The organism is Enterococcus aquimarinus (assembly GCF_001885765.1).
GTDB lineage: Bacteria > Bacillota > Bacilli > Lactobacillales > Enterococcaceae > Enterococcus_I > Enterococcus_I aquimarinus.
On sequence record NZ_JXKD01000028.1, the window covers coordinates 1 to 13,137 of the forward strand.

13 protein-coding genes are annotated in these 13,137 nt (G+C 37.4%); all 13 read right to left on the bottom strand.

Annotation, left to right across the window (positions count from 1 at the left end):
- Positions 1-227: 227 nt before the first annotated feature.
- On the bottom strand, positions 228-1,214 hold the full coding sequence (locus tag RU93_RS11590; RefSeq protein ID WP_071875792.1) for a LacI family DNA-binding transcriptional regulator: 987 nt from the start codon (positions 1,212-1,214) through the stop codon (positions 228-230).
- Positions 1,215-1,291: 77 nt separating this feature from the next.
- On the bottom strand, positions 1,292-2,779 hold the full coding sequence (locus RU93_RS11595; RefSeq protein ID WP_071875793.1) for a glycoside hydrolase family 32 protein: 1,488 nt from the start codon (positions 2,777-2,779) through the stop codon (positions 1,292-1,294).
- Positions 2,780-4,390 (bottom strand): ABC transporter substrate-binding protein, encoded by a 1,611-nt coding sequence (locus RU93_RS11600; protein WP_071875794.1) that lies wholly within the window; start codon positions 4,388-4,390, stop codon positions 2,780-2,782.
- A 41-nt stretch (positions 4,391-4,431) separates the two neighbouring features.
- A complete protein-coding gene (locus tag RU93_RS11605) occupies positions 4,432-5,313 on the bottom strand; it encodes a carbohydrate ABC transporter permease (RefSeq protein ID WP_071875795.1) in 882 nt (293 codons plus the stop codon).
- A 15-nt stretch (positions 5,314-5,328) separates the two neighbouring features.
- Positions 5,329-6,246: an ABC transporter permease gene (locus RU93_RS11610; RefSeq protein ID WP_379952652.1), complete on the bottom strand. Its 918-nt coding sequence runs from the start codon at positions 6,244-6,246 to the stop codon at positions 5,329-5,331.
- 828 nt (positions 6,247-7,074) lie between these two features.
- Positions 7,075-7,413 (bottom strand): type II toxin-antitoxin system PemK/MazF family toxin, encoded by a 339-nt coding sequence (locus RU93_RS11615; protein WP_071875797.1) that lies wholly within the window; start codon positions 7,411-7,413, stop codon positions 7,075-7,077.
- Complete coding sequence (locus tag RU93_RS11620) at positions 7,407-7,649, bottom strand: AbrB/MazE/SpoVT family DNA-binding domain-containing protein (protein WP_084131450.1); 243 nt, start codon at positions 7,647-7,649, stop codon at positions 7,407-7,409. The genes RU93_RS11615 and RU93_RS11620 overlap by 7 nt, the downstream gene beginning before the upstream one ends.
- A gap of 279 nt (positions 7,650-7,928) precedes the next feature.
- A complete protein-coding gene (locus tag RU93_RS11625; RefSeq protein ID WP_071875798.1) occupies positions 7,929-8,636 on the bottom strand; it encodes a ferredoxin--NADP reductase in 708 nt (235 codons plus the stop codon).
- Positions 8,637-8,869: 233 nt separating this feature from the next.
- Positions 8,870-9,634 (bottom strand): YecA family protein, encoded by a 765-nt coding sequence (locus tag RU93_RS12335; RefSeq protein ID WP_084131453.1) that lies wholly within the window; start codon positions 9,632-9,634, stop codon positions 8,870-8,872.
- A gap of 96 nt (positions 9,635-9,730) precedes the next feature.
- Positions 9,731-9,931, bottom strand: coding sequence for a cold-shock protein (locus RU93_RS11635; RefSeq protein WP_071875799.1), 201 nt, complete (start codon positions 9,929-9,931; stop codon positions 9,731-9,733).
- Positions 9,932-10,411: 480 nt separating this feature from the next.
- On the bottom strand, positions 10,412-11,671 hold the full coding sequence (locus RU93_RS11640; protein ID WP_071875800.1) for a hypothetical protein: 1,260 nt from the start codon (positions 11,669-11,671) through the stop codon (positions 10,412-10,414).
- Positions 11,672-11,724: 53 nt separating this feature from the next.
- Positions 11,725-12,843: an IS200/IS605 family element RNA-guided endonuclease TnpB gene (tnpB, locus tag RU93_RS11645; protein ID WP_071875801.1), complete on the bottom strand. Its 1,119-nt coding sequence runs from the start codon at positions 12,841-12,843 to the stop codon at positions 11,725-11,727.
- 25 nt (positions 12,844-12,868) lie between these two features.
- Positions 12,869-13,137, bottom strand: a 269-nt coding sequence (gene tnpA, locus RU93_RS11650; RefSeq protein WP_143139460.1) for an IS200/IS605 family transposase, incomplete at its 5' end; no start/stop codon positions are given.

Consider the following 13,137-nt stretch of genomic DNA (forward strand, 5'->3'; position numbering starts at 1 on the left):
AGTGGGTTTTCTCGCCCGCAAATTCTATAAAGTGCCGTAATTGTCGACTTCTCAGACTTCATTAATTGCATACCTCCTAATAATAGCGGTACGATTAATAACAACAGCAGATATTTCTTATTTTTCATTTTTTCATTCTCTCCTTACTAAAAATGTGCCGTAACTTTCGTAAGTTACAGCACATTTTACTTATCATGATATTTTAAACAACAATCAGCTTCAAGAAATCAATTCACGGACGTCACTTTTTTAGTTGTTTTCCCCTCACCAAAATAAACAGGGATTACCGTTCGATTCGCTACCATCTCCCCTTTAATGACTTCCAACAAAAGGTTGACTGCGGCTTCTGCCATCGCTTCAATCGGTTGAACGATGGTTGAGACAAGATAAGGGGAGTGTCTCGTGATTCTCTGACCATCAAAGCCAATCACTTGGACGTCTTCTGGGACAGCTTTTCCCATTTGCTCTAACACATCGCAAACCGTTATCGCCATTGAGTCATTAACGGTAAAGATCCCATCAACATCAGGATTCTCCGTTAAGAAGGCCACAATTTTTTTATTTAAGTATTCTAACGGTTCTAGCATATCCAAAATGACGACTTCTTGTCCTAGTTGATTGCATTCAATTTCAAAATACTTCCGACGATTCTTTGTTTCATTCGGAATTTCTTGGTAGCCCCCAATAAAGGCGACTTTTTTACAGCCGAGTTCTTGCAATTTTTGGGCAGCTAGACGTCCACCGCTGATATTATCCGCAGTGACATAAATGACATCTTCCGTAAAATAACGATCGATACTCACAAAAGGTAAATTACTTGAGATATATTCATCAATATCGGAATAGGTAATCCCAATAATGCCATCTACCTTATTTTGTGTCACCATTTGCACATATTCTCTCTCTTTATCGACCGCACCATCTGAGTTACATAAATACATCTTATAATGATTCTTTTCGAGTGCTGTCTCTACATGAAAGGCAAATTCAGAAAAAAATGGATTCCAGACACTCGGAATAATTAAAGCGACCGTAAAAGTTTGATTCATTTTTAAACCCCGAGCATAAAAATTGGGTTGATAATTCAGTTCCTTAATTGCCGCTTCGACTTTTGCTCGAGTGGAAACTTTTACCGATCCGTTATTTAATACCCGAGAAACGGTTCCAACACCTACGCCCGCCAGTTTTGCGACATCTTTCATTGTTGCCTTCATTACACCGACTCCTCACAATCTCTCTATAAGTTCAGTATAATTGAGAGGATGAAAAATTACTAGCTGTTTCCGGTGTTCTAGGCCTTAATAATCGCCGTTTCAAAAGAACCAATCATTGTTTTTCCTTCAGAATGGAAGACCAAATCGCTCCCTTTTTCGATTTCATAGAAAGTGGCACTGATGACTTCTAGTCCATTCACAAAAATTTCAATGGAATTGGTATCACGGAATATTTCTAAAATGAGTTGTTGATTGACCAATTCTACTGGAAATTGTCGCGTATCAACAGGTTGTTTTTCAGCACCTTTGAGTTCATACCCAAAGTTTTTCCGACTGAAAGTAAAGGTCGACGATTCCGTCTCATAGTTCAAACGCAAGTACTGTTCTGCTTGTTTCGCAAATTGAATGGAAAATTGACTCGCTTCAGATAAGTCAGCAACAATTTGCATGTACGTATTATCTTTAATTAAGTGATGGAAAATAACAGGCTGTGAACCAACTTCTAGATTCTCAATACCATGCTCGTATTCTAACTGACTATAGACTTCAGAGACAGGGCGTTGAATCAAGCGATTATTGCGGACCCGTAATTCTCTAGGTAACGTCATACTACCAGCCCATTGATGACCCAAATCATGAGTAGGAAACGTGCGATCCCACATTTGCATCCACGCAATCACGATGCGACGATTCTTATCATCAAGCAAACTTTGTGGTGCATAATAATCCATGCCAAAATCCATCTCGTGGAAATTTTCAACGGTTAATTTCCCAGTTTCCCAGTCCATTTGACCAATACAAGCCATCGTCGAACTAATATTATGATACTCGTGTCCTTGTCGCTTAATTTGAATCGGAGACATAATCAAAACATCCTTACCATCGAGTGTAAAGAAATCAGGACATTCCCACATGATACCTTGTTCTTTTGTTCCTTCTAATAAGACTGAAAAGAAAGTCCATTCGTTTAAATCCTCCGATGAAAAAAGAACAATTTTCCCGCGATGATCATGAGTTTTCGTCGCGACCACACTATAATAGGTGCCTTCATGTTGGAACACTTTTGGATCACGGAAATCATGAATGCTACCTTCATCGCCTAACAATTCCGCTCCAATCACGGGATTACTCGCTAGTTTCTCAAAGTTAATCCCATCATCGGAAACCGCAATACATTGCGTTTGCGTGACAACATCATTTTCAACCACATGCCCGGTGTACATTAAATAGAGACGACCGTCTTTTTCAATCGCACTTCCTGAGAAACAACCATCTTTGTCATACCACTCATCTGGTGCCAGTGCGACAGGTAACTCTTCCCAATGAATTAAATCTTTGGATTTCGCATGGCCCCAATGCATCGGACCCCACTGACTGTTGTAAGGATAAAATTGGTAAAACAAATGATATTCTCCTTGATAATACACAAAGCCATTTGGATCATTCAGCCATCCGACCGGTGCTGAAACATGATACGTTGGACGATATAGGGGATTCACATTCCCTTTATTTTCTTGAATATAGTGATTTGCTCGCTCTAATGTTAATTTTTCCTCTGTTAACAATTATTTGGCTCCTTCCACAAAGGTGTCATACCCCGCTTGTTTAATTTCTAACCATTCGTTGATTCCAACACGTTCTAATTCCGCTAAATACTCATCCCACTCTTCGTCAATCTTGCCGTTGGTAATCCATTCCGCACGTTTACGATAAATATAATCCCACATATCGGTTTCGATTTTCGCTAAACGGTCGGTTTGATCTTTTTCTAAGAAGACTTTCGGATAGTTATTTTCATTATTGACATATGGTAAGTAGTGCTCATGCATTAAATCTAAACGCCATTTTGCATCGTCTGGCATCGTCGTAACCGTTCCGTAATACGTATCTAAAATCGCTAAAGGACCTGCTGCTTCAGTTTTTTGACGTAATTCACCAGGTGCTTCACCCGCTAAATCTAAATGATGTAACATGCCATCTTTTAATTCGAAGATATTGGCTTGTTCTGTATCACCATATGTTCCCCAGTTATTTTGAACCGATTGAAGTGGCGCATACATTTGATCGACCCAGCGAGCCGTCAATTCAAGGTTTTTATTCACACTCGTGATGACAAAACGATCACGTGAAAAGCCCATTCCATTCGTTCTTGTAACGTGTTTACGACCATCAGGACCTGCTAAAACAGGTAATACATCATAACTCTCATTCATCCCTGAAATATTGGCTTTATCCCATGTGAAATACACACCGTAACGTTTTTCTTTTCCTTTGGCAACATAGGTATTCCAATCTTGTTCAAATGCTTCAGTATCGATTAGACCTTTATCATACATTTCATTAAAGTACTTCACAGCGTCTTTGTATCCTTCTTTATCTGCTGTAAATTGGACATTTCCTTCATCATCGACAACTAAATGATCATCGTTATCACCTTCACCAAAAGCGCCAAATAATAATTTTAAATCTTCATTTCCGCCATTGTTAATAAATGAAAATGGAATTTCATCCGCTTCACCATTACCATTTGGATCTTGCGTTTTAAAAGCTTCTAAGACAGTCATTAATTCATCTGTCGTTGTCGGCATCGGTAAATCCAAAGCGTCTAACCACTCCACGTTAATCCACGCCATATCATTTACTGTATGAATCGATTCTTTCCCTTGACCTAATTCTTCAATCCAAGGGAATGAATAAATATGGCCATCTGGCGCTGTTAATAACGAGCGATATTCTGGATTTTCATCAAGTATTTTTTTTAAGTTCGGCATGTATTGTTCAATCAAATCTTCGACAGGAACAATAACCCCACTTTCCGCCCAATTTAATAAATCATAATCGCCTGCACCCGCATTAAAAATCGCATCCGGTAAATCACCACTGGCAATGTCTAGATTTCTTTTTTCTGCAAAATCGGCATTATAGTTCGTCCAATCAATATGAACATTTAATTCCTCTTCTAAACGTTGAAAAATAAGCTTTTCATTTGGATCCTTTGGTGCTAACGCTGCTCCTTGAGAAATCATTTTTAAGGATACTTTTTCTTCTAAAGGAAACGAAATATTCTCAAGTTCATAATCCGGACTTGATGATGATTTATCTGCTTTATTCCCACAAGCACCTAGTAACAAGACACTACACAAAGCGAACGGTACAACACGTTTAGTTATTTTCATTTGATTCTCTCCTCATATAAATAATTTTTAAAATAATGTTTTTATCCTTTAATTGAACCAACCAGAACACCTTTATCAAAATATTTCTGGAAGAATGGATACATAATAATTAAGGGTAAACTCGAAATCACGATTGTTGAGTATTTAATTAACTCTGCAATTTGTTTCATCTCAGCCATTGCCGTGTTGGCGCCCACCATGTCTTGCGATGGTTGGTTTTGAATCAAGATATTTCTAAGAACTAATTGTAGTGGTTGTAAATCTTCATTTTTAATGTAAATCATCGCATCAAAATAAGAATTCCATTGACCAACAAAGGCATATAAGAACAACACAAACATAATTGGTTTGGATAAAGGCAAAATCACTTTAAAAAGAATTTGAATTTCATTTGCCCCATCGATTGTTGCGGCTTCACTCAGTTCTCTCGGTAATCCGCTGAAATAAGTACGAGCCATAATAATATTCCATACGTTAATGGCACCAGGAATAATCAAGGCCCAAACCGTATCTAACATGCCTAGATTTTTGATTAATAAGTAGGTTGGAATTAACCCACCACCCACAAACATGGTGATAATAAAGAATGTCATCAAGATACCGCGTCCGTATAAATCCGGTTTTGATAAAGGATACGCCGTAATCATCGTCACAAAGACTGTTAATGCACTAAAGCTAAAAGAATAAAACAGTGAGTTCAGAAATCCACGAACAATCGAGTCATCGGCAAACACTCGCTTATAACCTTCAACCGTCCAATCACTCGGATTAAAACTAATTCCCTGACTAATAAGTGTTGAGGGATCCATAAATGACGCAATTAAAACATAACCTAATGGCACAATGGTAATGAATACAAGTAAACCAACCAGTACCCAGTTTACCCATACGAATTTTTTATCGAAACTTGTGTATAAATTCATTGTTTTCTCCCTCTCTTACAGTCCTTGACCGTCATTTAAACGCTTCGTAATGTTATTAACAATTAATAATAATACGACGTTAATAATCATATTAAAGAGTCCTACTGCAGCGGAATAAGCGTAGTTCCCTGATTGTAAACCAACCTTATACACATACGTTGAAATGATTTCTGACGTTGGAATATTCATCGACGTTTGCATTAAGTACGCTTTTTCGTAGCCCACGTTCATAATATTTCCTGCCGATAAGATAAAACTGATAACCATAATTGGGCGCATCGCTGGTAAATCAATATGCCAAATCTTTTGAATCAGATTTGCACCATCGATATTCGCTGCTTCATATAAGTCAGTACTCACACCCGCTAATGTAGCCGTATACAGAATGGACGACCAACCAATTCCTTGCCAAATACCAGATAAGATGTAAATCGTTCGAAAATAATCAGGACTAGACATAAACATAATCGGATTACCCGTCAACTTTTGTACAATCGCATTAATGGGACCATTCGCAGATAAAAACAAGAACAACATCCCGACAATGACAACGACAGAAATAAAGTTTGGTGCATATAAAATTAACTGTAATTTCTTTTTAATTTTTTCATTCAACACTTGGTTCAAAGAAAGCGCCAAGATAATTGGTGGGAAAAAACCAAGAATTAAGCCATAAATACTAATTTTCAACGTATTGCTTAACAACATCCCAAAGTTCGGTGATGAAATAAATTCTCTAAAATGCTCGAACCCTACCCAAGGACTATCTAAGATTCCGAGCATAGGATTGTAATCTTTAAAAGCAATAATCGCGCCATACATCGGGAAATATCTAAATACAAGTGTTAATAAGATCCCCGGTAGCATTAAAAAATAAAGCCACTTATCTTTTTTGAGTTGTTTTAATATTCGAGCTCTCTTCTTCTTGGCCATCTGACTTTTAGAAGGTTTAATTGCTGTCACTGCCTCTTCCATTTTAAATTCCTCCATCCATTTTAGAAACGTTTCCACTTTTTGTTTTAAAAATAAATACAAACGCTTTTGTTGAAAGTGGAAACGTTTCTATTTACAAAAAGAGAATATCACGTGAGCGCTTTCTTGTCAACAGTAAATTTAAGGGAGAAGGATTATTTTGTTATTTACGGTCATCATACGAAATTCCTAAGTCGTCCAAGCTGGTAACTATTCGCTATCCATTCGAGCATATACGATTGGAAACAAGGCAGCTGAAGACGATGGGAAAACTAAAATCCCTTATTTTTTCCGACGATTCCATCTGATTTTATTCTTACATTTTTATTGAAATAGAAAACATGAGAATTATTTTAAGGAAGTCGGGTAGGAGAATCATCATTAATTGATTATTTGTCCTCTCACACCACCATACGTACCGATTGGTATATAGCGGTTCCGTTGTTCTTGCTTTTGGCTATGTGCTTAGCACTAATAGGTCACAGTCAGGACTTTCAACTATTAGAGTTCGCCCGTGCTGAGCGAACAAAAAAAGCAAACGAGAGACAACGATCTCGTTTGCGTGTGTTATTTTACGAATAGGTGATGATTCGTTTTTTTGCTCATCGTATATTCTTTAGTTGCTCGTAAACATTCTCCTGCGTACCACAAAGCTATACGGGGATAATCGCATGATGTTGAATTTTATAAGCGACGCGAGCAGAAAAAACTAGCGCTGTGAAACAAGAAACGTTTCATGCAACACTAGTGTTCAAGTTCATTGTTAAATCTAATTTTTCACTGTCAAAATCACTTTATCTTTTCATTTTTTTGAAAAATCACTTTCACTTTCACTAATAATTCATCTATCAATTTCTCTGGAACACTCTCCACATAACTATATTTCCTTGCGTTGTAATTAATGGTAACTAATTGATCTAACAAAACTTTTCCTGAAGATTTCGTATCTTTTAAAGGAACATATAAAGGATAGTTGCGTTCTGTGTTTGATATTGGAGCAAAGACTGCTATATTAGCATAGTCACTGACACCATGATAACTTAAACAAATATAAGATCTGTATCCTTGCTGTTCATATCCTTGTTTAGGATCTAAATTCATCTTAACAATATCGCCTTGTTTTACCATTTCTCATTTTCTATAGGAGAAAAATGTTGTAGTTCTGTTGTAAATGTTTCTTTGTTGTAGCCTTTGAATAGTTCTTCAAAGGTGACTTCTTTTTTGGCTTTAGTTAATACAATCGAATGATTCATAACTTCTACATTTAACTCATCATCTTTTTCTACTTTCAATGCTTCTAATAAGCTTTTTGGTAAACGGATTGCATGACTGTTACCCCACTGCTTAACTGGTAGTTTAATCATTAGAATCCCTTCCTTTCTTTTGTTCATTATACCAAACAAGTATCTATTTTATATACACTTGAAACTCGTTAAAAGTAGAAAGATGATAGCATTTACCTTCACTAAAAAAGAACTTCAGTACTTTAAAAGTGTCGAAGATTCTTTCAATCGATTTCCAAATTTTGGAAATTCACTAGAGTAAAGTCACCCCCATTCCTTCTTCTGCCCCGAAAAAAATCAGTCAAAGAAAAAATGCCAGCACCCTTCTCTCATAGAGGAGTGCTGGCATTTGGGGCTCTATTAGGCCTTGGTCAAAAAGGCTTCTTGACGAGTGGCGTGTTTATCGATCATGATTTGATTAGGCGAAATCCCTTCCTTTGTCAGTAGCGCAATCGTTTCGTGTAAAAATTCATCGCTGCCGACGATATAATAAATACCATCTTGATCGACTGCCAAGTCTGTGACTGCCGGATAATAGGCATTTCGTCCGTAGACAATCCGCGAGTTAATCTGTTCACTCGTTGCATCTCCCAAAAGATCTGTAAAAAGGGCATCACTCTGCGTCGTCACATGAAGCATGGTGAGTTGTTCGATGTTACTGGTATCTGCCAAATAGTCGAGTACTAACGGTCGAAAAGAAGCCAAACCGACACCCGAAGAAAGAAAGTAAAGACGCTTGTTTTCCCGATGAAGGACTAAATGATGGTTGAGTTTAAATAGTGCAACCTTTTCGCCGATTGCTAACTGTCTTAAGCGTGCTTTAAATTCGGAACAATCCGCCTTCACCCGCGTCGTAATCCCAACCATCCCTTCTGAAACGATCGTTGAAATCGACATATGACGCACGAGTGCTCGATTCGGCTTTTCGCCTGCGTTAAAACCTTCTAGCGCCAAATGCACATGCGCTCCTGCTTCCCAATCGAAACCTGGCGGACATTCAAAATAATACGTGTTGATTTCTGGTGTTTCTTCTCGTATCGCTTGCAACTTCACCCAATATATTTCCATATAATCCCATCCTGACATTGTTATATTCACCTAATATAACCTAATTGAGAATGATTATCAATTAAAAGATTCTATTTTACCTTCCTATATGAATAATTATTCGAAAAAATATCAACAGACTTAGCCTTTAAAACTTACCTCATTTGCTTTTTATTCAAAATCAAACAAGCCTCGCAGGAACACTCCCACAAGACTTTTCAATCGATTAAGTTTAATCAAAAATAAACAATTCGTTACATTCCAACCTTACCTAAGCAACATTTCTTATATTTTTTACCGCTCCCACACGGACAAGGATCATTACGCCCGATTTTGTGAGCATTTGAAGGTGTTTGTACAAATGACGGATGCAACTCAAGTGTTGAAAGTGAGCCCTCGTCTAATCCGGGTTTTTCAAATTTTTCAAAGAGTTCATTTGGCGTATACCCGTTGTTCTCCCAAATGCGCGTCGCGTTGAATAATTCTTTGACGAGTTGGATGATGTCATTGAGTTGATTAATATCTTTAAATTCGATCTGTCGACGGTCAAATTGGTACATCACGTCTTGCATATTTCTGTCAACCTGACCAATCAGTTGAATATCGTCACAGAGCCACTCCGCTTTTTCGTCATTTGATATGAAATGTTTTTTGATATATTTCAATAACCGATGATATTGAGGGGTTTTCTCAAAATAGCTTTCATCGATATACAGCAAGAGTTTCTCTTTCTCAGGAACATGATAAGGTTTCCGACCTTTTTGAAGCATCAATTCATCAAATAGCCGTTCTTCAATGATAAATTCATGGACAAAATAATCTTGATAAGCCACGACAAAAGCTTTTTCCAGCGTGCTCGGAAGATTATCCAAGATTAATTGCAGTTCTTCTTCCGTGACAGGCGCGGTATGTTGTTGATTGTAAATCGTCTGTACGCGATTCTTAGGCACGATACCATATAGATTGGTTAAAGCGATAATATAGTCGATTAGTTGAGGCATCTGATCACTTCCATTCATTTTTCTTTTATTTTAGCATGAATATCCGTCATCAAAACAAAAAAAAGAGCCTTACAGGAGATTATCCCATAAGACTCTTTCACATTTTAGTTTAAATTAAGCTTTAACGATGTTTACTGCTTGTAAACCGCGTTGGCCTTCTTCGATATCAAAAGATACTGCTTGACCTTCATCTAATGATTTGAAGCCTTCACCTTGGATAGCTGAGAAATGTGCGAAAACATCTTTCCCATCTTCTGCTGTGATGAAACCAAAACCTTTATCTGCATTAAACCATTTTACTGTACCGTTATTCATAAACGTTACCTCCATATTACACACCTAGTGTGTTTATTTTTGCAATAGCAACTCAAGTGTGAATAGAAGTGTTAGTGACTTATTGCTGTGCAATAAACAATTCTGAATTACATATAAGAAATACTACTTCCATAGAATAGCACGATAACATGAAAATAACAAGGGATTTTGGATGATTCTTTTGAAAAGATGTGATTTGTGTACAATCTATTACGTTTCCCTTAAGAAAAGACGAGAATCCTCCTCCTGTTGCCATTTTTGTGTCTCGAATGATGACTCTCTCTTCTCTTAAGTCCTCACTCAAAAACATCACTAAGTATTCCCTTCAAACTCGCGTACATCTTCGATCGACTACTCAGATGATGACATTCCAAAAAAACAGAATATTATCTATCCATAAATAGATAGTCAAGAAAAACCTCTCTTTTGAAGGCCATAAATCATCTAAATCAAGATTCAGGTCATTAGTAGCAATACCTATCAAATAAACCTCCTACCGTCCTTCATAAAGCTCTGAGCGGTTTTGACGATTTCGTGGGCGTCGGTTGGATCGATACATCGGGGCATGGGGTAAGGGCAGGAATCTTCGGTGCTTTCGGTAAAGAACAGTTCGTCAGGTGGGCAATAGAAGCCGCGGATTTTAAAGCAGCATTGTAAAACTCGGGTGTATTCAGCATCGTTGTCGAGGATTTTTTGGATGTCTTTTGCTGGGAAGGTGATATCAAATATTTTTTGGAATTTCCCTTCATCTCGGTAAAAATAGATGGTGTACTTGTGGTAGGGAACGCAACGTTTGTAGGCGATAACGGCGGCTTCGATCATGGCTTGGGCGATTGTTTTGTCATCAAACTCGCCAATAAGCTTGATTTCCATGACAAGTTCATAAATTAGGCCTTCAGGAGTTTGAACTTTTTGCAAGAAAGTAGAGGTGTAACGCATCGTTGGTATACTTTGGATCATAGGATATTGGATGGTGCCACTGTAACACTTGGGGAACGTTTCGGTAAAAAAATGCATGTGATTATTGATAAATAAGGTGAAGCCAAAGAGAAGTGAGGTAATCGTTGAATAGGTTGAATGAATTGTTTCTTGTAAAGCGTGGTTAGAGATTCTTCTTTGGAGGGCGAGTGTCGTTCGCTTACCGTAGTAGATAACTTCATCGCCTTTTTCACTGTAAGTAGTCAGCTTACGATCAATCGCGATGTGAAGGACGAGATCAAGGCGTGCAATTAAGGTATGAAACCCACGTTTTTTGAGATAATCAACAATTGAGTTTAAGCAAAATTGCTTATCATAATAATGATTATTTTGGTTGACGAGTTTAATATACGTCGCCAGGATGCGTTTTAAACCGATATTAATGACATATTTTAAGTTCATGAGTTTATTTTTGGTATCTTTTATGACGGGCGAGCTATGATGTTGTTTCCATGGTGTCAAAAATAGTTGCATATCCGGGAAAAAGAAAATCGTATTACACAATTCATGCATGACCATGTAGTCAATCCGTGTATTCGGGTATTCTCTAAAGTAGTCTTCTAATTCGCGATACGTCTCCTCGACGATTTCCGGCCTCCAGACAGCATATTTTTCTTCCGTAATTAAATCATGGAAATAGCAATGAAAAAGCGGGATGACCCCTGCCACTTGAATCTTCGTACTCGCATTGACCGCTGCGACAACCTCCTCGACATTCCCGCGAGACAGATAACGCGCAACGTACCGTTCCTGACACTCCACACGACTAAAGTCGTGGGGTTCTTAGGTAGTACGCCCTAACAGGCGCAAATTTACTAAGCTATCCCCGAAAGTCCTTCGGTTTTAATATTTATGCTTGCATTAATATCTCTATCATGAATTGTTCCACAATTTGAACAGACCCATTCACGAATATTTAGCTCTTTCTTACCGTCATTCTGACCGCAAGAAGAACAAAGTTGTGAACTTGGGAAGAAATGATCTACTTTAAGTAAAGTACGCCCTTTCCACTGACATTTATAGTCTAATTGTCGAACGAATTCACTCCAAGAGACATCTGAAATTGACTTCGCTAATTTATGATTTTTTACCAATCCTTTTACATTTAAATCTTCAATACAAATGATTTGGTTCTCATCAGTCAGTTTTGAAGATAGTTTATGTAAAAAATCAGTACGTTGGTTTGAAATTTTTTCATGGATACGGGCAACTTTAACTTTCTGTTTTTGATAGTTTCGGCACTCATCGAGTTTTCGATTATGCTTTTTCGCAACCTCTAAACGTCTTGAAAGTTTTCGTTGTTCACGTACCAAACGTTGTTCAAGAGAACGGTAAAAGCGATTGTTATCGATTTTTTCTCCTGCGGATGTGATACAGAAATGAGTTAAGCCTAAATCCAATCCAATACTATTTTTCACAGGGGCTTTTTGAAAATTATCAGAATCAACTAAGAATGTCGCAAAATATTTCCCTGATTTGCTTTGACTAATCGTTACGTTCATTAGTTTCCCTTTAAAACGCAATTCTTCTGCCATTTTGACCCAACCAACTTTCGAAACATAGAAGTATCGACCATTGACTTTCATGCCTACGGCAGTTCGATAAGATTTCTTCGAGTATTTTTTACTCTTAAACTTAGGAAACCCAAATTTAGAGTTAAACGTATTTTTGTACGCTTTATTCAAATCCATATTCACTTGACTTAGTGGTTGTGCTTCCACTTCTTTTAGCCAAGCAAACTCTTCTTGCTTCTTAAGTCCAGCATAGGTCAGTTTATTTTCAATATATTTAGGATTTTCTTTTTTCATCTTATCATTCGTAATTCTTTGATCTAGTAAAAAATTCCAGTAGAATCGAACACAACCAAAGGTTTTTTGAAATTGAATTTCCTGTCTTGAATTCGGGTAGATTCTAATTTTATGAGCTTTTTTCATTTCTGTACACCTCCTTAACGTAAACTCAGTATCTTGTTCTTTGATTTTCCACATATCGTTTTATAGTTTCGCTAGAAACGTTTCCTGCTGTTGAAACAAAGTAAGACCGTGTCCAAACACTTGGCATTCTACTCAAGTGTTCAAACGATTGTCGCAGTTCTCTTGATGTTTTCCCTTTAATCACCTTCATGACATCTGCCGGCGAATAGGTTGGTTGAACATTTACAAAAAGATGACAATGGTCTTTATCTGTTTCTATCGCAATGATTTCCCATTCATTTTCTTTACAGATTG